At 67.5% G+C, this 20,009-nt stretch carries 25 protein-coding genes and 1 tRNA gene; 12 read left to right on the plus strand and 14 right to left on the minus strand.

Translation table 11 applies throughout. From position 1 onward, the window contains the following. Position 1 precedes the first annotated feature (1 nt). Both ABZ195_RS04750 and ABZ195_RS04755 read right to left on the minus strand, forming a co-directional pair. Positions 2–358 (minus strand): heme-binding protein, encoded by a 357-nt coding sequence (locus ABZ195_RS04750; RefSeq protein ID WP_355215359.1) that lies wholly within the window; start codon positions 356–358, stop codon positions 2–4. A 35-nt stretch (positions 359–393) separates the two neighbouring features. Continuing rightward, entirely contained in the window at positions 394–717 is a 324-nt protein-coding gene (locus ABZ195_RS04755) for a hypothetical protein (protein WP_355215361.1), read from the minus strand. Positions 718–873: 156 nt separating this feature from the next. Here ABZ195_RS04755 and ABZ195_RS04760 point away from each other — a divergent pair, with 156 nt between their 5' ends. The 6 genes from ABZ195_RS04760 (at position 874) to ABZ195_RS04785 (ending at position 5,630) form a co-directional block, all read left to right on the plus strand. Then, complete coding sequence (locus ABZ195_RS04760) at positions 874–1,665, plus strand: SDR family oxidoreductase (RefSeq protein ID WP_355215363.1); 792 nt, start codon at positions 874–876, stop codon at positions 1,663–1,665. A gap of 11 nt (positions 1,666–1,676) precedes the next feature. Then, the gene (locus tag ABZ195_RS04765; RefSeq protein WP_355215365.1) at positions 1,677–2,768 is read left to right on the plus strand and encodes a diacylglycerol kinase; all 1,092 of its coding nucleotides are present in this window, start codon (positions 1,677–1,679) and stop codon (positions 2,766–2,768) included. Positions 2,769–2,780: 12 nt separating this feature from the next. After that, positions 2,781–3,056 (plus strand): hypothetical protein, encoded by a 276-nt coding sequence (locus ABZ195_RS04770; protein WP_355215367.1) that lies wholly within the window; start codon positions 2,781–2,783, stop codon positions 3,054–3,056. Further along, on the plus strand, positions 3,057–3,272 hold the full coding sequence (locus tag ABZ195_RS04775) for a hypothetical protein (RefSeq protein ID WP_355215369.1): 216 nt from the start codon (positions 3,057–3,059) through the stop codon (positions 3,270–3,272). It begins immediately after the preceding gene. 66 nt (positions 3,273–3,338) lie between these two features. Next, positions 3,339–4,565, plus strand: a complete 1,227-nt coding sequence (locus ABZ195_RS04780) for an Nramp family divalent metal transporter (protein ID WP_355216065.1) — start codon at positions 3,339–3,341, stop codon at positions 4,563–4,565. Then, positions 4,566–5,630 (plus strand): poly-gamma-glutamate hydrolase family protein, encoded by a 1,065-nt coding sequence (locus ABZ195_RS04785; RefSeq protein ID WP_355215371.1) that lies wholly within the window; start codon positions 4,566–4,568, stop codon positions 5,628–5,630. It begins immediately after the preceding gene. Here ABZ195_RS04785 and ABZ195_RS04790 read toward each other — a convergent pair. The 3 genes from ABZ195_RS04790 to ABZ195_RS04800 form a co-directional block, all read right to left on the minus strand. Beyond that, positions 5,613–6,056, minus strand: coding sequence for an STAS domain-containing protein (locus tag ABZ195_RS04790; RefSeq protein ID WP_355215373.1), 444 nt, complete (start codon positions 6,054–6,056; stop codon positions 5,613–5,615). The two genes, ABZ195_RS04785 and ABZ195_RS04790, sit on opposite strands and share 18 nt — an antisense overlap. A gap of 259 nt (positions 6,057–6,315) precedes the next feature. After that, a complete protein-coding gene (locus ABZ195_RS04795; protein ID WP_355215375.1) occupies positions 6,316–7,659 on the minus strand; it encodes an APC family permease in 1,344 nt (447 codons plus the stop codon). Positions 7,660–7,661: 2 nt separating this feature from the next. Then, entirely contained in the window at positions 7,662–9,287 is a 1,626-nt protein-coding gene (locus ABZ195_RS04800; protein ID WP_355215377.1) for an amidohydrolase, read from the minus strand. A 157-nt stretch (positions 9,288–9,444) separates the two neighbouring features. Here ABZ195_RS04800 and ABZ195_RS04805 point away from each other — a divergent pair, with 157 nt between their 5' ends. The 3 genes from ABZ195_RS04805 to ABZ195_RS04815 all read left to right on the plus strand — a co-directional run bounded on the left by ABZ195_RS04805 (position 9,445) and on the right by ABZ195_RS04815 (position 11,553). Continuing rightward, positions 9,445–10,185 carry a DUF1365 family protein gene (locus ABZ195_RS04805; RefSeq protein WP_355216067.1) on the plus strand — a complete coding sequence of 247 codons (741 nt, stop codon included), beginning with the start codon at positions 9,445–9,447 and terminating at the stop codon, positions 10,183–10,185. A 73-nt stretch (positions 10,186–10,258) separates the two neighbouring features. Further along, a complete protein-coding gene (locus tag ABZ195_RS04810) occupies positions 10,259–10,840 on the plus strand; it encodes a sigma-70 family RNA polymerase sigma factor (RefSeq protein WP_355215379.1) in 582 nt (193 codons plus the stop codon). Further along, complete coding sequence (locus ABZ195_RS04815) at positions 10,837–11,553, plus strand: anti-sigma factor (protein ID WP_355215381.1); 717 nt, start codon at positions 10,837–10,839, stop codon at positions 11,551–11,553. The genes ABZ195_RS04810 and ABZ195_RS04815 overlap by 4 nt, the downstream gene beginning before the upstream one ends. A 1-nt stretch (position 11,554) precedes the next feature. Here the strand turns inward: ABZ195_RS04815 and ABZ195_RS04820 are convergent, their stop codons facing one another. Further along, the gene (locus tag ABZ195_RS04820) at positions 11,555–12,661 is read right to left on the minus strand and encodes a glutamate--cysteine ligase (RefSeq protein ID WP_355216069.1); all 1,107 of its coding nucleotides are present in this window, start codon (positions 12,659–12,661) and stop codon (positions 11,555–11,557) included. Between the two features lie 138 nt (positions 12,662–12,799). Here ABZ195_RS04820 and ABZ195_RS04825 point away from each other — a divergent pair, with 138 nt between their 5' ends. Next, positions 12,800–13,621: an LLM class F420-dependent oxidoreductase gene (locus ABZ195_RS04825; RefSeq protein WP_355215383.1), complete on the plus strand. Its 822-nt coding sequence runs from the start codon at positions 12,800–12,802 to the stop codon at positions 13,619–13,621. Here the strand turns inward: ABZ195_RS04825 and ABZ195_RS04830 are convergent, their stop codons facing one another. Beyond that, positions 13,622–13,798, minus strand: coding sequence for a CsbD family protein (locus ABZ195_RS04830; protein WP_355215385.1), 177 nt, complete (start codon positions 13,796–13,798; stop codon positions 13,622–13,624). A gap of 74 nt (positions 13,799–13,872) precedes the next feature. On the opposite strand from ABZ195_RS04830, the gene ABZ195_RS04835 reads away from it, so the two are divergent. After that, positions 13,873–13,948 (plus strand) — tRNA-Arg (locus ABZ195_RS04835). Between the two features lie 77 nt (positions 13,949–14,025). On the opposite strand, the gene tal is transcribed toward ABZ195_RS04835, so the two are convergent. From tal to ABZ195_RS04865, 6 genes are all read right to left on the minus strand, one after another. Further along, on the minus strand, positions 14,026–15,138 hold the full coding sequence (tal, locus tag ABZ195_RS04840) for a transaldolase (RefSeq protein WP_355215387.1): 1,113 nt from the start codon (positions 15,136–15,138) through the stop codon (positions 14,026–14,028). A 77-nt stretch (positions 15,139–15,215) separates the two neighbouring features. Next, entirely contained in the window at positions 15,216–15,470 is a 255-nt protein-coding gene (locus ABZ195_RS04845) for a hypothetical protein (protein WP_355215389.1), read from the minus strand. Positions 15,471–15,526: 56 nt separating this feature from the next. Beyond that, positions 15,527–16,465, minus strand: a complete 939-nt coding sequence (locus ABZ195_RS04850; RefSeq protein WP_355215391.1) for a manganese catalase family protein — start codon at positions 16,463–16,465, stop codon at positions 15,527–15,529. 97 nt (positions 16,466–16,562) lie between these two features. Further along, on the minus strand, positions 16,563–17,051 hold the full coding sequence (locus ABZ195_RS04855; RefSeq protein WP_355215393.1) for a DUF4383 domain-containing protein: 489 nt from the start codon (positions 17,049–17,051) through the stop codon (positions 16,563–16,565). Between the two features lie 227 nt (positions 17,052–17,278). After that, complete coding sequence (locus tag ABZ195_RS04860; RefSeq protein ID WP_355215397.1) at positions 17,279–17,971, minus strand: WYL domain-containing protein; 693 nt, start codon at positions 17,969–17,971, stop codon at positions 17,279–17,281. Between the two features lie 20 nt (positions 17,972–17,991). Further along, positions 17,992–18,396, minus strand: coding sequence for a nuclear transport factor 2 family protein (locus ABZ195_RS04865; RefSeq protein ID WP_355215399.1), 405 nt, complete (start codon positions 18,394–18,396; stop codon positions 17,992–17,994). Between the two features lie 114 nt (positions 18,397–18,510). Here ABZ195_RS04865 and ABZ195_RS04870 point away from each other — a divergent pair, with 114 nt between their 5' ends. Continuing rightward, positions 18,511–19,179, plus strand: coding sequence for an NAD(P)-binding domain-containing protein (locus tag ABZ195_RS04870; protein ID WP_355215401.1), 669 nt, complete (start codon positions 18,511–18,513; stop codon positions 19,177–19,179). A gap of 12 nt (positions 19,180–19,191) precedes the next feature. On the opposite strand, the gene ABZ195_RS04875 is transcribed toward ABZ195_RS04870, so the two are convergent. After that, positions 19,192–19,872 carry a GAF and ANTAR domain-containing protein gene (locus ABZ195_RS04875; RefSeq protein WP_355215402.1) on the minus strand — a complete coding sequence of 227 codons (681 nt, stop codon included), beginning with the start codon at positions 19,870–19,872 and terminating at the stop codon, positions 19,192–19,194. Between the last annotated feature and the right edge of the window lie 137 nt (positions 19,873–20,009).

Genomic DNA, 20,009 nt, shown 5'->3' on the forward strand with positions numbered 1-20,009 from the left:
GCTACTGGCAGCGACTCTTCATGTCGCGCAAGGGCTGACGGATGCCGTCGAGGTCCGACTTGGTCTGCGGGTTGGCGTCGAGGTAGGCGGCTACCTGCTGCTTGACCTGGTCCCTCGGTAGGCCCCTGAGCGTCGAATAGAACGCGTTGACATCAGGGTGGGTGAAGAAGTACGCCGAGGTAGCCGTCGACACCTGCCCGACGACGGCCTCGAAGTCGGCCGCAGAGCATCCGGGGGCGGGCGGCGGAGGCGGGTCGGCGAGCGCCGAGGGAGCGGCTCCGACGAAGACCACGCCGGCGATACCGGCGCCTATCGCGGTGGCCACGAGCCGCCGGGCGGCTCGACTGGTGATCGGCATGACGATGTCCCCTCGGTCGTGACTAAGCCTTCTCATCATCGATGTCCTCCACCACCGCCACCGCCGGTGGTGCCACCACCGCCGCCGGAGTGCGATGCGTCGTTGGGCTGCAACGCCGTGCCGCCGCCGGCGGGGTTGAAGTACCAGTCGTTGTCGAAGGGATAACTCTCGTCCGCCGAAGGTGGTGGCGCGTCGTTGATTTGGACGTTGCCGGGCGAATTGGCGTCCCCCGGCGCGTCGCACACGACGACCGCCGGATCGCAACTCTCGTCGGCGAGCGCTGCCGGCGCACCGCCGATCGCCCCGGCGACACATGCGGCCGCGAAGAGCCCCGCCACCCCTGATCCGATCAACCGCATGGCGACCCCCTCCCGAGCGCCGCCTCTCGGCGATCGATGCCCCGGAAGGTACCACCACTGACGCCGTCGTCAGCCGGTTTCCCCACGGTCGCCTCCGACGGGCTGCCCGCCCGATTCGTCACCAAATTAGAACGTGTTCTAGTAGCGTCTGCGAGCGTGATTCTCGACAAGTTCAAACTCGACGGTCAGGTCGCCATCGTCACCGGGGCCGGCCGCGGACTCGGCGCCGCGATGGCTCTCGCCTTCGCCGAGGCCGGTGCCGACGTGGTGATCGCAGCACGTACGCAATCGCAGCTCGACGAGGTGGCCGAGCAGATACGCGGCACCGGGCGTCGCGCCCACGTGGTGGTCGCCGACCTCGCCCGTCCCGAGGACGCCGCGTCCCTGGCACGGCACGCGGTCGACGCCTTCGGCCGACTAGACGTCGTCGTCAACAACGTCGGTGGCACCATGCCGGCTCCCCTGCTGGACACCTCGACCAAGGATCTGCGCGACGCGTTCGCCTTCAACGTGGCGACCGCCCATGCGCTGACCACCGCCGCCGTCCCACTGATGCTCGAGCACTCCGGCGGCGGCAGCATCATCAACATCACCTCGACCATGAGCCGGGTCTCGGGCCGCGGGTTCGCCGCCTACGGCACCGCGAAGGCTGCGCTCGCGCACTACACGCGGCTCTCGGCGCTGGATCTGGCGCCGCGCATCAGGGTCAACGCCATCGCACCGGGATCGATCTTGACCTCGGCGCTCGACGTGCTCGCGAGCAACGACGAGTTGCGCAAGCCGATGGAGGACGCCACGCCGATGCGCCGGCTGGGCGATCCCACCGACATCGCCGCGGCCGCGGTGTACTTGGCCTCCCCCGCGGGGAGCTATCTGACCGGCAAGACCCTCGAGGTCGACGGTGGCATCACCCATCCCAACTTCACCTTCCCCATCCCCGATCTGTAGAGGACGACGACATGACGATCAAGGTCGCCGCGGTCGGCACCGGCAACGTGGGCAAGCACGCGCTCACCCAGCTGATCCGCGATCCGCGATTCGAACTGACCGGGGTGTGGGTGTCCTCGGACGCCAAGGCCGGCAAGGACGCCGGCGTGCTTGCGGGCCTTGATGATTCGACCGGCATCACGGCCACGACCGACCTGGCGGACATCCTGGCCGCAGCGCCCGACTGCGTGGTCTACACCGCGATGGCCGACAACCGGCTCGTCGAGGCGCTCGAGGACTACCGCCGCATCTTGGCCGCCGGCGTGAACGTCGTCGCCAGCGCCGCCGTGTTCCTCCAATACCCCTGGGGCACATTGCCCGACGAGATGATCGCCCCGATCCGCGACGCGGCCGAATCGGGCAAGTCCAGCATCTTCGTCAACGGCATCGACCCGGGCTTCGCCAACGACCTGATCCCGATGGCGCTCGCGGGCACCTGTCAGAGCGTCGAGCAGATCCGCTGCATGGAGATCATCAACTACGACACCTACGACAGCGCCACCGTGATGTTCGACGTGATGGGCTTTGGCAAGTCGCTCGACGAGACCCCGATGCTGCTGCAGCCCGGCGTGCTGAGCCTGGCCTGGGGGTCGGTGGTGCGCCAACTCGCCGCCGGTCTCGGCGTCACGCTCGACGAGGTGACCGAGACCTACGTCCGCGAACCGGCCCCCGAGGACTACGACATCGCCTCCGGACGCATCGCCAAGGGCACCGCCGCTGCCCTGCGCTTCGAGGTTCGAGGCATCGTCGACGGCGAGCCCGTCGTCGTCCTCGAGCATGTAACCCGCACCAGGGACGACCTGTGCCCGGACTGGCCCCAGCCCGCCCAGGAGGGCGGCTCCTACCGGATCGAGATCACCGGCGAGCCGAGCTATGCGCTCGACCTGTGCCTGAGCAGTCCCCACGGCGACCACAACCACGCCGGCTGCGTGGCGACGGCGGCACGGGTGGTCAACGCAATCCCCGAGGTCGTCGCCGCGGAGCCGGGCATCAGGACCACGCTCGACTTGCCCCTGGTGACCGGACGAGGGTTGTACGCTGGGCATCTGCTGTCAAGGGACTAACGAAGGGCCGCCATGCGCACTCGCCATCTCATCGGTCTGATCGCCTCGGCGGGCGCACTGTTCGCGGTGGGCTCCGCACCGGCCGCCTCGGCCGACCCCAGCGAGATCTCCAACGAGCCAGCCTGCACGTCGGTGGGCCAAGTCGGCGAGACCGGCACCGCCACCACCCAGTGCCAGACGCCGGGCAACGTCCAGATCTCAGCCGAGGCACCGGACGTGCCTACCTGGACCTACCCCTGGGACGACGAGTTCTACGGTCCGGCGCTGGTCATCGGCAACGGCGGCTAGATGCGCGCCCGGCCGATTGCGTCGGCGGCCGTGGCGATCGCGGCGGCGGTGATCTTCGCGCCGGCCGCGGCGGCGGCCCCACGGTGCGTCCAACTCGACGCGACGACCACGCAGTGCCAAACCCCCGGCCATTCCCAGATCACCACCTCTCCCCCGGCGATGAACGACAACCCCTGGTGGCCGTACGGCGGGGTGGTCGTCGGCTTCCCCTGGTAGCACGACCCGGCAGATTTCGTCTAACCTAACTTTTCTATTCGCTCCGCCGGATGGAAGGGATGGGTGTTGTCGCTCGTGGACAAGGCGCCGCAGCGCGCGATCGTGATGCTGCTCGGACCCGCATTCGTCGCCGCCATCGCCTACGTCGACCCCGGCAACGTCGCCGCCAACGTCAGCGCGGGTGCCCAGTACGGCTTCCTACTGGTCTGGGTGATCCTGGTCGCCAACGTCATGGCCGGATTGGTGCAGTACCTCTCGGCCAAGCTCGGCCTCGTCACCGGACGCACCCTGCCCGAGGCGGTCGCCGACCACTCCCGCACCCGGACCCGCGTCGCCTACTGGCTGCAGGCCGAATTGGTAGCCATGGCAACCGATCTCGCCGAAGTGGTGGGCGGCGCCATCGCGCTCTACCTCCTGTTCGACCTGCCCCTTCTGCTCGGCGGCGTCATCACCGGCGTGATTTCGCTCTTCCTGCTCGCCGTGCAGAACCGCCGCGGGCAGCGCGTGTTCGAGCGCGTCATCACCGGTCTGCTGCTCGTCATCGCCGTGGGCTTCCTGACGAGCCTGTTCGTCGCCCCGCCCGCCCCGAGCGACGTCGTCGGCGGCCTGGTGCCTCGATTCGACGGCGCCGAGAGCATCCTGCTCGCCACCGCGATGCTCGGCGCGACCGTCATGCCGCACGCGGTGTATCTGCATTCGGCGCTCGCCCGCGACCGGCACGGCCGACCGGACGAAGGTGCGCCGCGGCGCCATCTGCTGCGCGCCACCCGCTACGACGTCTGCCTCGCGATGCTCGTCGCCGGTGCGGTCAACCTCGCGATGCTGCTCGTCGCCGCCACCAATCTGCAGGGCGTCGAGAACACCGACTCCATCGAGGGCGCGTACGCCGCGGTGCAGAACTCGCTGGGACACACCGTCGCACTGTTCTTCGCGATCGGGCTGCTGGCCTCTGGGCTCGCGTCGACCTCCGTCGGCGCCTACGCCGGCGCGATGATCATGCAGGGCCTGCTCCGCCGCTCCTACCCGCTACTCCTGCGCAGGCTGGTCACCCTGGTTCCGGCGCTCGTCGTGCTGGCGATCGGCGTCGACCCGAGCCGGGCGCTGGTGCTGTCGCAGGTGGTGCTGTCCTTCGGAATCCCGTTCGCACTGGTGCCGTTGGTCCGGTTGACGAGCAACCGGGCGCTGATGGGCGCCGACGTGAATCATCGCGTCACGACCGCCCTCGGCTGGACGGTCGCCGGGGTCATTAGTGTGCTCAACGTGGTCCTGATCTATCTGACGGTCAACGGCTGAATGCAGCCGTACTTCGCGTACGGGTCGAACCTGGACGTGACGCAGATGAGGCGACGCTGCCCCGACGCCGTCGAGCCCCGCCCCGCCTCGCTCGCCGACCACGACTGGTTGATCAACGAGCGTGGCGTGGCCACGGTGGAACCCCTCGACGGGGCGCGCGTGCACGGAGTGCTCTGGCAGATCAGCGATCACGATCTGTCGGTCCTAGACAGCGCGGAGGGCGTCCCGGTGCGATACCGGCGGGACCGCATGACGGTCGACACCGTCGACGGTCCCGCCGAGGCCTGGGTCTACGTCGACCCCCGCGTCGAACCGGGTGCCCCGCGACCCGGATATCTGGAGCGGATCATCGGAGGTGCCACCCACCACGGGCTGCCTCGGCGTTGGGTCGACTATCTTCACCGGTGGGACCCGGTCAACTGGCCGCGCCAGCTGCCGGCCACTGATCTGCCTGGCCCGCAAAGCCTTTCGGAGCTCCTCGCCGACCCCAAGGTCGCCGAGGACAGCACCTTGCGCTCGCGGTTCGGCTTCCTCGCCATCCACGGCGGCGGCCTGGAACGGATGACCGACGTCATCGCCGAACGAGCCGCGCTGGCCGCCGACGCGTCGGTCTACGTCGTCCGCCACCCGCAGAACTACCCGCATCACCTGTCCTCGGCCGCATACCGCGCCGGCGAGTCCGCCCTGCTCGACGCCTTCCTCGACCACGTGGACGTGGTGGTGTCGTTGCACGGATACGGCCGCGTCGGGCGCACCATGGATCTGCTCGCCGGCGGCGGCAACAGAACCTTGGCCGCACATCTCGCCGCGTACGTGTCGGTGCCCGGCTTTCAGGTCGTCACCGATCTGGACGCCATCCCCCGCGAACTGCGTGGCCTGCATCCGGAGAATCCCGTCAACCGGGCGCGCCGCGGCGGGGCGCAGCTCGAGCTGACGCCACGGGTGCGCGGCATCAGCCCCCGCAATGGACCCGAGGGTGACGACGGCTTGTGCGCACCGACCTCGGCGCTGGTCGCCGGGCTGACCGCCGCGGCGAAGGCCTGGCCGTCAGCCGACGGCGACTGATCCGGACACCGCGACCGCGTCGGCGACCACGCCCAGATCGCGCAGCGCCAGCTCGACGGTGTCGGCGCATGGCAAATCCGTTGAGCCGCATACTCGCAGGACTCTCCGCACAGCCGGACCTGGCACCAACCGCCATGCGACGCCGAGCGCCGCACAGCACCGGTCGACGCCGTGCAGAGCTGCCATCGCGGGTGCACCGAGGAAGTCGACGGCGGTCGCGTCGACGACCAACGCTTGGGCGATGGCCACGTGCCGCTCGACGTAGCCGGCCAACCGGGTCGCGTTGCTCGCGTCGACCTCGCCGTGAATCGACACGACGACGGCAGGTTCGAGGACCACCGTCGCGCTCGCCCGGCCCCACTGTTCACCGATCCCGATCGACCGTGGATCTGGGCGGTAGACGCGGCATGTTCCGATGGGTGTCATCGTGACCCCCTGAGTTGGAGAACGGGTGTGGGGCCGCCGTGCGCTCGACGTTAGGGGGAACGTACAACGAATTCCGTAGCAGGTGTCGACATTCGCAATCAGCGAAGAAGTCCGAAAGACGTCGTCACACGAGGCCATTGACCTGACATGGCCACGCATTCCGTCGTCGTGCGGCACGGGAGCAAACCCGACGTGACCCTGCTACCTCCACGGGGCCCGTCGTGACGTGGGTGGAGGCACGCCACGACGGATTCCGTAGCTACTCCTCGATGGCCAACACCGGCGTCGGCCGCTGGAATCCGCGCGTCACGACCAGAAGCCAGACGACGCCGATCACCAACCACACCATGCCCACTTCGAGCGTCAACCACGACAGGCTGGTCCACAACCAGACCGTCAGGACGAAGCCGATACCCGGCAGGACGACGTTGTTGAAGACGTTCTTGTCGCCCTCGTCGACGAAGTAGTGCTTGATCACCGTGAGGTTCACCGCCGAGAAGGCGATCAGCGCGCCGAAGCTGACGATCGACGCCAGGAAGTCCAGGGAGATCCAGATGGCGGCCAACGAGATCACCGACACGACCAGGATCGCGAACGTCGGCGTGGAGAACTTGGCGGACACGTGCCCAAAGACCTTGCGCGGCATGATGCCGTCACGACCCATGGCGTAGAGGATCCTGGCCACCGATGCCTGCGAGGTCAACGCCGAGCCGAAGGCGCCTGCGATGTAGGCCGCGGTGAAGAAGGTGTTCAGGAACTGGCCGCCGGCGGCGGTCATCACGTCGAGCGAACCGGAGTCGACGTCGACGAATTGGTTCGACGGGAACGCCAACTGCGACACGTAGGACAACCCGACGAAGATGACGCCGCACGTGACCGTCGCGATCATGATCGCCTTGGGCACGCTGCGTGTCGGATCCTTGGCCTCTTCCGACAGGGTCGAGACCGCGTCGAAGCCGAGGAACGACAGGCAGAGGATCGCCGCGCCGGCGAAGATCGGGCTGGCTCCACCTGCGCTGCCGTCACCGGTGAACGGCGCCATGAAGTTCACGTTGCCCAGCTTGGTGATGGTCAGGAAGGACATGACCACGAATACGACGATGAAGATCGCCTGTACCGCCAGGAGCACGAAGTTGGCGCGCGCCACCGACACGATGCCGACGACGTTGAGCACCGTCACGAGGACGATCGACCCCAGGACGAAGACCCAGGCGGGCACTGCGGGGATGGCGGCTTCGAGGTAGATGCCGATCACCAAGTAGTTCAGCATCGGCAGGAACAGGTAGTCCAGCAGCAGCGACCAGCCGGCCAGGAACCCGACGGGCGCCCCGAAGGTCCGCTGGGTGTAGGCGTAGGTCGAGCCGGCCACGGGGAACGCCGCCGACATGCGCGCGTACGACCTGGCCGTGAAGACCATGGCCGCCAGCGTCACCAGATAGGCGACCGAGAGTCGGCCGCCGGTCAGCTGGGTGACGATGCCGTAGGTGGTGTACACCGTGAGCGGCACCATGTAGACCATGCCGAAGAGCACCAGCGCTGGAACTCCCAGCGCTCGTTTGAGATGGCCCTCGGTCTCGAGGGCGACGGGCGTTTCTGCCGACATTGCTAATCCCTTCCAGGGGTGACCGAATAACCGAGCTCGCCGCGCAGGTACGTGGCTTTGACGACGACGTCGGGTAACTGCTGAGCCGGGGTCTCGCGGGGGTCGCGGTCCAGCCACACCAGATCCGCACTGGCGCCTGGCACGAGACGGCCCCAGGTCGTCTCGGCGAAGGCTTGTTCGGCCACGCCCGCGGTGTAGGCGCCCAGCGCGCGTTCGACGGTCAGGGCTTCCTGCGGCGTCCACCCGCCGTCGGGCTCCCCGTCGGGAGTGCGCCGCGAGATGCCGATGGCGATGCCGTCCAACGGGGCCCCCGAGGACACCGGCCAGTCCGAGCCCAGCGCGAGCGGCGCCCCGGACTCGTCGAGGCTGCGCATCCGATACTGCTTGTCGGCACGCTCCGTGCCCAGACGCGGCACCGTCAGCACCGTCATCAGGGCGTCCATCTGCGCCCACAGCGGTTGCATGCACGGGATGACGCCGAGGGCGGCGAAGCGTTCGAGGTCGGCGTCGTCGACCAGCTGGACGTGGGCGATCACCGGTCGACGGTCGCGTGGGCCGTTGGACTCGATCGCGTACTCGATGGCGTCGAGCGCCTGTCGCACCGCGGCGTCGCCGATGGCGTGGATGTGGATCTGGAATCCGAGTTCGTCCACTCGTCGCGCGGCTTGGGCCAGGCTGTCGCCCTCCCACACCGTCATGCCGTGGTCGTGCAGCCCACTGCAGTACGGCGCCAGCAGCGCGCCCGTCTCGTTCTCCACGACCCCGTCGGCGAAGAACTTCACCGTGTGCGCGGTCAAGTAGGGCGAGCCGACCTCCTCGACGCGGCGGCGCCCCTCGACGAAACCGTCGAGTCGTGTGTCGAAGAACCGGGGATCGGCGTAGAACGCCAGGTTGAACCGAATTCGCAGGGCATCGCGCTCGGCCGCGGTCAGGTAGGTCTCGACGTCGCCAGGTTCGACCCAGGCGTCCTGCACCCAGGTCACGCCCCTGGCCAGGTAGTAGTCGGCCGCGGTGCCGAGCGCGGCGACGCGCACGTCCTCGTCGCGGGCGGGGATGACGTCGGCGACGAGGTCGACCGCGCCCCACTCGCGCAGGGTGCCGAGGACTGAACCGTCCTCGCGGCGCGGGATCTCGCCGAGGACCGGGTCCGGCGTGTCCGCGGTGATGCCGGCGCGTTGCAGCGCAACGGAATTGACCCACATGGTGTGGTAATCCCAGGCGCGCAGCGCGACCGGGCGGTCCGGCACCGCCTCGTCGAGCCACCGCGCGTCGAACAGGCTGGCCTCGGCGAGGCTGCCGTTGTAGGAGGCGCCGACGATCCACTCCTCGTCGGGATTGGCCTCGGCGAACTTGCGCACCTCGGCGACGATCTCCTCCACCGAATCGCACGGCCGGACGGCGGGCCCGACGTACTCGAGGCCGCCGAGCATGGGGTGGGCGTGCCCGTCACCGAAGGACGGCATCAGGAAGCCGCCCTCGAGGTCGACCTCGACGGCCCCCTCGGCCTGGGCGACGGCGTCCTCGCCGAGAGCGGCGATTGCGCCGTCGTCGCCGACCAGCAATGCCGTAATCGTCGGTCCAGGGGAGCCTGTCCAGATGGTTCCGTTGTGAAACAGCGTTATCGCCACGGATCGGCACACTACGCGGCGCCAGCGCTTTCGCAATGTAGAACGGCGCCCATCCACAGCGTGTTCCGTGCCGAATAGCAGATGTGGAACGTAGAGACCTCGTCGGTGGCGCCAAGGAGTCGATAGCTCCTGCTCACGAGCCGTTCGCGTGGGTCTCGTGCTGAGCGCCCTCTACCGGACGCGGATAACCCACCTGAGTCGCTCGCCGGTGCACCACTACTTCGAACAGGGTGGGTACTGCTGGTACGTCGACCTCGACGAGCTGCCCCGGCTGCCCCGCTGGTTGCAGCCGTTCGCGAGATTCGAAGCCGCCGACCATCTTTCGCCACCAGTCGTGGGACCGGACACCCTGCGTGCCCGCGTTGACCAGTACCTCGCCGACCGCGGCATCGAACTGCCGGGCGGTACCGTCACCGCGCTGACCCAGGCGCGGGTGCTCGGCTACGTATTCAACCCGTTGACCGTCTTCTGGTGCCACGATCATCGCGGCGTGCTCCGCCACGTCATTGCCGAAGTGCACAGCACCTCCGGTGACCGTCACGCCTACCTCCTACCGCCCACCGGTGCTCGACCTGCTGCGGTGAAGAAGGCGCTGATGGTCTCGCCCGCCGACGAGGCCAACGGCTACTACCTGGTGCGCGCGCCACTGCCGGGGGTCGACCTCGACGTCACGATCTCCCTGCACCGCGACGACAAGCCCGCCTACGTCGCCACGCTGGACGGCACCCGATGGAAGGCCTCGGTCGCGAACATCCTGCGGCTGCAGCTCACCGCGCCCCTGGCGCCGCTGATCGGCGAGATGTGGATCCGCATCCAGGGCGCGACGCTGTGGACGCAGCGCGTCTCCGCAGTCGCTCACGCGCCCGTGCGCGAGCGAGAGAAGGTCGGCCAGTTGTGATTCGGCAACCGTCTGGCCAATGTCGCGTGCGCACATCCCATTTGATGCGACGCCCGGCCAGAGGGTGGTTCCGGTGACTACGCTCGCGCAGCCCAGTACACTTCGCGGCGTGACAGCCGACCTCGACGCTTTGCTGCGCCGGGTGGCAGAACAGGACGTCGAGGCATTTGCTGCGTTCTACGACCACACCCGCGCGCGGGTGTTCGGCCTCGTGGTGCGCGTCCTGCGCGATCCCGGCTACAGCGAGGAGACCACGCAGGACGTCTACCTCCAGGTCTGGCGCAACGCCGCGACCTACAACCCCGCCGCGGGAACGCCCCTGGCGTGGCTGATGACGCTGGCGCACCGTCGCGCCGTGGATCGCGTGCGATCCGAGCAGTCGTCCACCCAGCGCGAGTCCCGCTACGGCGCCGCCAACGTGGAATTGCCCGCCGACCGCGTCGCCGAGGCGGTGATTCAGCTCGATGAGCAGCGTCAAGTCACCGAATGCCTGGCTTCGCTGACCGATCCGCAGCGCGAATGCATTCAGCTGGCGTATTACGAAGGCCTGACCTATGTGCAGGTATCAGAGCGCTTGTCGGCAAACCTTGCGACCATTAAGTCACGGATGCGAGATGGCATCCGTGGTTTGCGGAAGTGTCTGGGGGTCTCGTGACCGAACCAAACGCCAACGACCTGCTCGTTCTCGCAACGCCCTATGCGTTGCACGCCATGCTGCAGTCCGAGTTGGACGACATCGACCGACAGCTGACCCACGTGCCACCACCCGTCGCGATCGCCTTCGCCGACGAGGTCCGGGTGGTGCGCGAGACGATGGCACGGCTGTCCGCGACGACGGCGCAGGAGCCACCGAGCCACCTGCGGGACCGCCTGCTCGCCGCCGTCGGCAGCGAGGGCAAGGTCATCGAGATGCGCCCGCAGTCGACGCGCTGGCGGGCTGCCGCCGTTGCCGCGGCCGCCGCGGTGGCCATTGGGCTGGGCGCGGTCGGGGTCGGCATCGCCGTTCGGCCCGAACCCAAGCCGTCGGCAGCCGAACAGATCTTCGCCGCACCAGACGTGCGGACCGTGTCCGGGCCCATTCCGACCGGCGGCACGGCCACCGTGGTGTTCTCCCGGGAACGCAACGCGGCGGTCCTGGTGATGAACAACGTCGAACCGCCAAAGACGGGCACGGTGTACCAGATGTGGTTGGTCGGCGCGAAGGGCCCGGAATCAGCCGGAACCATGGACTCCGCCGCCGTCGCACCCTCGACCACCGCGGTCCTGCCGGACCTGGACGGGTCGACGACGTTGGCCTTCACCGTCGAGCCGAGCGGCGGGTCGTCGACGCCGACGGCGCCGGCGTTCGCCGAGCTTCCACTGGTCTGACTCACAGCCCCTCGACGGTCGTCGCGGCCACCTCGGCGACGACGTCGGCGACGTCCTCTCGCCGCTGCCACGCCCGCCGTTGTCTGGTGGCCCCGTTGCCGGTGGTGAGCACTCGGGCTACCTCGGCCCGCACCACGTCGACGTCGCCAATCGTGGTCAGGGCCGGCAATACGTGTTCGACGAGGCCGTGGAGCAGGTCGGCGGCGGGCCGCCGAGCGCCGTCGCCGGGGAGGTCGACCAACTGACCTTCGAGTCCGTAGCGGGCAGCCGCCCAATACGCCGCCTTGAGCACGTGTGCCGCGATGGGCGGCCCGGGCTCATCATCGGCGAGGACGGTCATGACCAGCGCCCTGACCAGCGTGGCGAACAGGACCGTATCGGCGACGGTGGCCGGCACGTCTGCGACGCGGACTTCCACGGTCGGGAAGGTGGCCGACGGACGCACGTCCCAATAGACCATGCCGTCGTCGAGCATCGCTCCGGTCGCCAGCATCTCCTCGACGGCGGCGTCGTACTCGGCGGCGGAGTCGAAGTGCGGTGGTGGACCGGCGCTGGGCCACCGTGCCCACAGGACGCTGCGCCAGCTGGCGTGGCCGGTGTCGGCGTTGCGGTACACCGCCGAGTTGGCAGTGAGCGCCAGCAGCAGCGGCAGCCAGGGCCGCAACCGGCTGCCCACCCGGACGGCGACCTCGCGGTCGGAGACCGCCACGTGGACGTGGCATCCCGAGATGCCCTGTTCGTGGGCGATCATCCCGAAGCGCTCGGCGATCTTGCCGTAACGCGGCTTGTCCGTGACGGGGAAGTGCTGCGGAAGGGTGGGCGACAAGGCGACTGCGAGCAGGCGAGCACCGGCTTCGGCCGCCGCTTCGGCTGCGCCGCGGCGCAGCCTGGTCAGCTCGCGACGAAGATCCGAACTCGTGTGGGCCACCTCTGAGGTGGTCTCGACCTGGCAGCTGGTCAGTTCGAGTTCGAGGTCGACGCCGCGGCGGCGGGCGTACTCGGCGACGACCACGTTTAGCGGTGCGGGCTCGCCCGTCGTGGCATCGACAAGAAGGAACTCTTCCTCCACGCCATAGGTGGGGGGTTCGGGAGTGTTGATCCGGCCCATCGGATCGTTCACAACGGGCCGGATCAGGGTGTCACTCCTATCGACGCGCGCGGTGAGGTGCGCGGCTCGAAATGTCAATTGCCCCGACCTCAGCGGGACCAAACATCCGTTGTCGAACCGACACCTAAGCTCGGGGGCATGGCGCGAGCGCCTCGATTCGGGTTCGGTTTGCACGCCGCCCCGCGGCAGTCGTCGGTGCAGGACTGGGCGCACCGCGCGGAGGACATGGGCTACGACGTGCTGCACGTGCCGGACCACCTGGGCGGCCCCGCGCCGTTCCCGACGTTGATGACAGCGGCGGCCGCCACCGAGAGGCTGCACGTCGGCACCTTCGTGCTCAACGCGGGGTTCTACAAGGCCGCGCTGCTGGCACGTGACGTCATGGCAATGCACGATCTCACCGGCGGTCGGCTGGAACTCGGGTTGGGCACCGGCTACGTCGAGGCGGAGTTCGCCGCGGCAGAGATTCCGTTCCCTAGTGCCCGTGAGCGCGTCGACCACCTGCGCCACGTGGTCGAGTACATCGGCGAACATGCTCCCGACGTGCCAATCTTGATTGCCGGCAACGGGAATCGCGTGCTGACGATCGCCGCCCGACGAGCCCACGTCATCGGTCTGACGGGCGGGGACCCGCAGAGCCCCGACGGCGACCCGCTGGCCGAGCGGATCGACTTCATTCGCGCCGCCGCTGGCGACCGCTTCGAGGACTTGGAGCTGAACATCGCCGTCACCGCAATGCCGATCGACGACTCGGGCATGCCCGACCTGTCGATCACTCGACGCTTCCTGCCGCACCTGAGCGACGAGGAACTGCTGCGCACCCCGGGCGTCCTGGTTGGCTCACCCGCCGACATCGCCGAGGAGATCCGCCGCTACCGAGACGCCTACGGGGTCACCTACATCACCGTGCAGCAGCCGCACGCGGAGGCGTTCGCAAAGGTGATCGAGCTGCTGCGCTGATCAGCGCCCGCGGATGGCGTCCACGAGCCGGTCACCCGACTTCTTGACGCGAGCCTTGACCTGGTCGACCTTGCCCTCGGTGCGAAGGCGGTCGTTCCCGGTGATCTCGCCGAGGTTCTCCTTGACGCGACCCGCGAGCTCGTCGACGGCGTGCTTGGCCTTCTTGGAAGTACTCATGGTGGTGGATAGCCAAGTCCCGACCTGGAGAAACACGGACTTGGCGGCGACTTCGGTATGCTGCGATCCGGTCCGCCCCCGTAGCTCAGGGGATAGAGCACGGCTCTCCTAAAGCCGGTGTCGCATGTTCGAATCATGCCGGGGGCACCACGTTCGTCGCTGCACTCTTGACGGCCGTGCCCTCCGGGGCGACCGCCGTCATCCGGCACTCCGCCACGCTGGCCTCCTTAGGTCGCGGCGTCGAGCTGCTGCTGCGCGGTGTCGAACAATTCCCGCCACGCCACCTTGAACTTGTCCACGCCTTCGTTCTCCAACGTGAGGAAGACGTCGGTGAGGTCGATGCCGATGGAGGCAAGCCTGTCGAGCACACTCGTCGTCGTCATGGTGCCGCTGATGGTGTCGCCGGTGATGTCACCGTGGTCGGCGACGGCGTCGATGGTCTTTTCGGGCATGGTGTTGACCGTGTTCTTGGCGACCAGCTCGGTGACGTACATGGTGTCGGAGTAGCGCGGGTTCTTCACCCCGGTCGACGCCCACAACGGCCGCTGTGCCCGGGCACCGTCGGCGAGCAGTCTGGCGAACCGGTCACCGTCCTCGAAGACCTCCTGGTAAGCGGCGTACGCCAGTCGGGCGTTGGCCACCCCGGCCTTGCCCCGCAACTCCAGCGCCTCTTCGGTGGCCAGGATCTCGAGACGCTCGTCGATCTCGGCGTCCACCCGGGAGACGAAGAACGATGCCACGGAATGGATCGTGGACAGGTCGTGGCCAGCCTCCTTGGCCTTCTCCAGACCGGCTAGGTAGGCGTCCATCACCAAGCGGTACCGCTCCACGGAGAAGATCAAGGTGACGTTGACGGAGATGCCCTCGGCGATGACCGCAGTGATCGCGGGAAGGCCGTCTTCCATCGCCGGGATCTTGATTAGCAGGTTCGGCCGGTCGACGGTCTTCCAGAGCTCGACGGCCTGGAGGATCGTCTTGTCGGCATCATGGGCCAAGCGCGGATCGACCTCGATGGACACGCGGCCATCGACGCCGTCGGATGCCGCGAACACCTCGGCGAACACGTCGCAAGCGTTGCGGACGTCGTCGGTGGTGATGGCGGTGATGGCAGCGTCGATGTCGGCGCCACGCTCGGCAAGTTCGGCAATCTGGGCGTCGTACGCATCGCCCTTGGACAATGCGGCCTGGAAGATCGACGGATTGGTCGTCACGCCCACCACGCTGCGGGTGTCGATCAGCTGTCGGAGGTTGCCCGATTGCAGGCGCTCGCGGGACAGGTCATCGAGCCACACCGAGACGCCTTCGGCGGAAAGCCTTGCCAAATTCGAGTTTTGAGTCATGTCGAGCTCCCATGAGCAATTGGTGATGACGTTGGAGTCCTGCGGTGTCGCCGAGCGCACCGCAGAGGGGATTGCGTCTAGCTGCCGCCTTCGCCGTTGCGGGCGGCTTCGCTGCGGGCCTCGGCGCCGCTTTGTTGGACCTCGGCGTCGAATTGAGGATTGGTACGGCCGACGTAACTGCCGTCATTGCCGTCGGTATTGGCCCGCGCACCGGCGACACCCGGGTCGGGGGTGATGTCGGATTCGGACTTCTCCTGACGGGCATTGTGTTCGTCCTTGGCGTGCCGGGCCAGCCGGGCGGCCGTTCTCTTGACGCGGTCGACGAATGTCATTGTCACTCCATTTCATTGGGCGCTCCTGCGGGTGGCCATGCCACCCGCAGGAGGATCTAACCGCTGGTGTCGTTGCCGGCGATCTCGGCTTCCGCTGTGGCCTGAATCAGCGCCAGCAGATCCTTGTCCAATCCGGGTGAGAATTCCTCGCGGCGTTCGGGTGCGATGGTCATCGGATAGCCCTCGGGCATGACGGCGGTACTGAGTTCGGTGCCGTCGTTCGACGGTGAGGCACCGCGGAAGAGCTTTCCCGCCTGGCTCTTGTCATCGGCGCTGAACGTGTACTGAATGCTCTGCAACCCAAGGTCTACGAGCTTCTTGACTTCCGGGAACTGCTCGGCGTTGGTCTTCGGGATTGGCAACGTCGCACCCCAGTTGACCCCGAGACTCTCCAGCGCCTTGGCGAAGGCGTTCTCGTGGGCTTGGTCGCGAACGATGAGATAGGCCAGGGTGGACCGGGCGGTCTTGTTGTCGGTCATTTGGTAGATCCGGCACTTCTGTAGGCGCCCAGTGGATTCGAGCATCAAGTTGTAGAGCAGGTCCAGGATCAGGTTGCCGCTGTTGTAGACGTACGCACCGCTCCACGGGTTACCCGCCGAATCCTTCGGCAGTGCCCCCTGTGCACCAACCAGGAAGTGGTGGATGTTTCCGGTGTCCAGGGCGATGTTCAGCGGGGTGGCGCCCTGGGCGCCCGGCTCGTCCACCGGATCGGTGGGCTTGCCCTCATACCCGGGGGCTCCGTCCAGCAGCCGAGCGATGGTGGTGCCGATCAACTCCACGTGACTGATTTCCTCGGTCCCCACCCCCTGAATCAGATCCTTGTACGGCTTCGAGGCGGCATCGCCGCGAAAGTTGATGCTCTGAAACAGGTACTGCATCATCGTTCGCATCTCGCCGAACTGACCGCCCAGACCCTCTTGAAGCGCATTCGCCGCGGCCGGGTTGGGCTCGTCTACGGCGATCTCATTGATGAATTCTTGAGTGTGCAGGTACATGATTCTCCTCCGGTGATGCTTGCGTGCAACGGATTCGGTGCACGGATGGTGATGTCAAATGACGCAACGCATTGCGGGCGACCGGTCGCCCTCGTCGCTATGGCCCGGTGTTGGGTTCTGCGTGGTGATCGACGGCACGGCGGTTGAGACCTGGAACGGCGCCGAGCACGACCATCAGCACCGCTGTCGCGAGGTGCAGCCAGTTGTCGGTGTCGTTGTCGGGAAGGACGGCGGCGGTGCTGTCGTGGTCGATGACTAGGCCGTAGAAGAACACCACCAGGTACACCAGCCCGCCGCCCAGCAGGTACTTGCGGGCACCACTGGACTTGCGGGCCAACGCAATACCACCGACACCGAAGAGCAGGTGCACCACGTTGCGCACCACCGACACGTCGAGTACCCCGAGGAGTGCGGCCTCGGAGTGGTGGCCGGTCAGGGTGAGCTCGTCGTAGTGATGGGTGACTCCGGGAATGAAACTCAGCACGCCGACGATGAGGAAGATCACCCCGAGGGCTAGCGCGATCCATTGCAGGGCGACGTACTTCGGCCGCGACTGCGAGGTGTCGGTGGGATGGGATGTGAACACGAAGCAACCTTCATCAGAGGGAGTGGCTGCTTCGGGGGTCTGGCGAAGGGCACGAGCGCCGCCATCGGGGCGACCCTAACCTCCGCTTACCCGTGGCCTGCATGCACAAACGTGCCGGAGAACCTTCACCTGACGCCGGGCCGTGAGAGAAAATCGAGCCGGCGGGCGCAATCGCGACCCGTGCGGGCTCGTTCGCGACTACCCGGGTCGGCAATCGAGTCGGGCCGTCAGCCCAGTCGCCGAGTGCGCCATCGCGACAGATCCGCCTCGAGCACCGCTGAATCCCGTTCGGGGAAGACCTCGTTGGTGATCTCCAGGTGGCGGATGCGCTCGAGATGAAAGCCGCGGATGCCTTCGCGCAGTCGGCACCAGCCCACGAACATCCACGAGTCACCCCCGCGCAGCAGGCCCATCGCCTCCACGTCGCGGATGGTCTCACTCGCGCCGTCCTCCGAGGCGTACACCAATCGGGTGACTCGCCGCGCGGCGATCGCCTCGGGAATCAGCGCCGTCGCCGGCTCGGACGCTGGCTGGGAGTCGATGACGAACATCGACGCCAGCGCCTCGTCGACGGGAGCGAGCTGATCCTCTCGGCTGATGGCGAGCACCTTCGCCCTGGCCCGCCGTGCTGCCGCACCGTAGGGCGAGGTCTCCAGCAGGGCGAGTCCCGCGAGCACTGCCAACGACTCCGGCGTCGTCAGGTTCAGCGGAGGCAGGGAGTGCTCACGAAGAATCGAATATCCGCCCGCCACTCCGTGATCGGCGTAGATCGGAACGCCGGCGAGCTGCAGAGACTGGACATCGCGCTCGATCGTGCGCGTGGACACCTCGAACTCCCCGGAGAGCCGGGCGGCCGACAACGGCCGCCGTGACGCGCGCAGCAGGTCGACCAGTGCGTACAACCGCTCGGCTCTCCTCATGACGGTGAGTCTTCCCGACCTCAGCGCTGATGCGGGCGCGTGCCACCCACCGACCACACCTCGCGGATCAGCCCGTCGTCGGTGAAGTCGAAGACGTCCACGCCACCGGCGGCACCCCGGTCGGTCCGGACGTTCCACAGCATCCGCCCGTGCGCGCCGTCCACGGCCCGGGCCACCTCGCTGAACACCACTCCCGGGTGCCGTTCGTGATAGCCCTTCAGGTACCGGGTGAAACCGTCCGGGCCAAGGACGTCGTCACCCGGATTGGACCCGTCCGCCTCGGAGTTGAGGAAGTGAATTCGGAAGTCGTGGCTGCAGATTCGGCGCGCGATCTCGCCGTCTGAGTTCCACATCGTCAACCACACCTCGAGCCCCGCGTCGGAGGCAGACACATTCCCATCCATCGTCTTCGTGTTCTCGTTCATGACGACAGCCTCGGACACGGTGGCGACAACGGTATGTCGGTGTTTCGGGGGTTGGATCTAGCGCCGGTGGCGGTCGATCCCGGAGGCACCGAGATCTGTTACGGTAATTTTGTCATGGCCACTACAGAACGGAGCACTCGCATGCGGCACGCGATCGTCGGTGCGGGCAACATCGGGTCGGCGGTCGCCAAGGCGTTCGCCCGCGCCGGACTGCCCGTCGGACTCTCGGCAGCACGCGGAGTCGATGCGATCGCGCCCCTGGTGCGCGGACTCGGATCCTCGGTGTCCGCCGTCGAGGTTGCCGACGCACTCCGCGCCGACATCGTCATTCTGGCAACGCCTTTCGAGGCCGTCCGCGAATTGGTCGAGCAGGTGCCGGATTGGGAACGACGCATCATCGTCGACGCGACCAACGCCATCGACTACTCCGACTTCTCACCAGCCGATCTCGGCGGTCGGCCGTCCTCGGATCTGATCGCCGAGTGGGCAGTCAACGCGCGCCTGGTAAAGGCCTTCGGCCACACCTGGGCCAAGGTGCTCGCGCGCGACCCCGCCGACGGACGGGGTGGCCGACGCGTGGCCTTCCTGAGCGGCAACTCCCCCGACGCCAATCGCGACGTCGCCGAACTGGTCGACCACTTGGGCTTCGAGCCCATCGACCTGGGCCGCAACGATGCCGGCGGCCTGCTGCAGTCCTTCGGCGGACCGCTGACGACCCGCAGCTTCGTCTCCCAGCCGATCGCCGGCACGACTCCCGCGGAGATGGACCTCCTCGAGCCCTAGTCGTCGCGGCGACTACTCCCCGCGAGTGTCGATGACCCGCTGGGCGACGTCGAGCAACTTGGTGTTGGTGTCCTGGGACAGCTGACGAAGCATCGAGAACGCACGCACGTCGTCGATCTTGAAGCGCTCCATGATGATGCCCTTCGCTTGCCCGATCCGATCGCGCGTCGACAGAGCCGATTGCAACTGCTCGCCCTCTCGGCTCGCGAGGATGGCGGCGGCGGCGTGGGCGGCCAGGATCATCCCGATCGACTCGGCCTCGCTGTCCCACAGCTTGGGTGCGTGACCGAAAAGGTTGAGTGCGCCGGCGGTGCGATCGGCGGTGTACAGCTTGAACGACAGGGCGCTGAGGATGCCGAGTTCCACGACGGCCGGGGCGTAGTTCGGAAAGCGGGGTTCGTCGCGGAAGTCGTCGGTGCGGACGACGATCTCGTCGAGGGCCGCCTCGACGCAGGGACCTTCGCTGTAGCGCATCTGCAACTCGTCGAGCTTGAACATCAGTTCGCTGGTCGGGGCGAGCGTCTCGAAGGATCCGGCCTTGCCGATGAGCAGGACGCCGGCGACGTCCACGCCGGGGATGAGTTCCTTGGCGGTGGCGGTCACGTCCGCCAGCACGTCGTCGACCTTTCGCAGCGCGGTGACCCGCGCCAACTCCGCCATGCGCATGGCGAGGTCGTGGTTCTTCGACTTCATGACTGCATTTTGCACGCTATCTCCATCGCAGAGCACGTTTGTGACCGCCGAGCAGGGGAATCCGGCCAAGCAGGTGTGCTTCAGTGTCGACACTGAAGCACGCCGAGGTCTCGCCCGGTTCAGACTAGAGCCGGCGA

It is taken from the genome of Mycobacterium sp. NPDC006124, assembly GCF_040614235.1.
Classification (GTDB): domain Bacteria; phylum Actinomycetota; class Actinomycetes; order Mycobacteriales; family Mycobacteriaceae; genus Mycobacterium.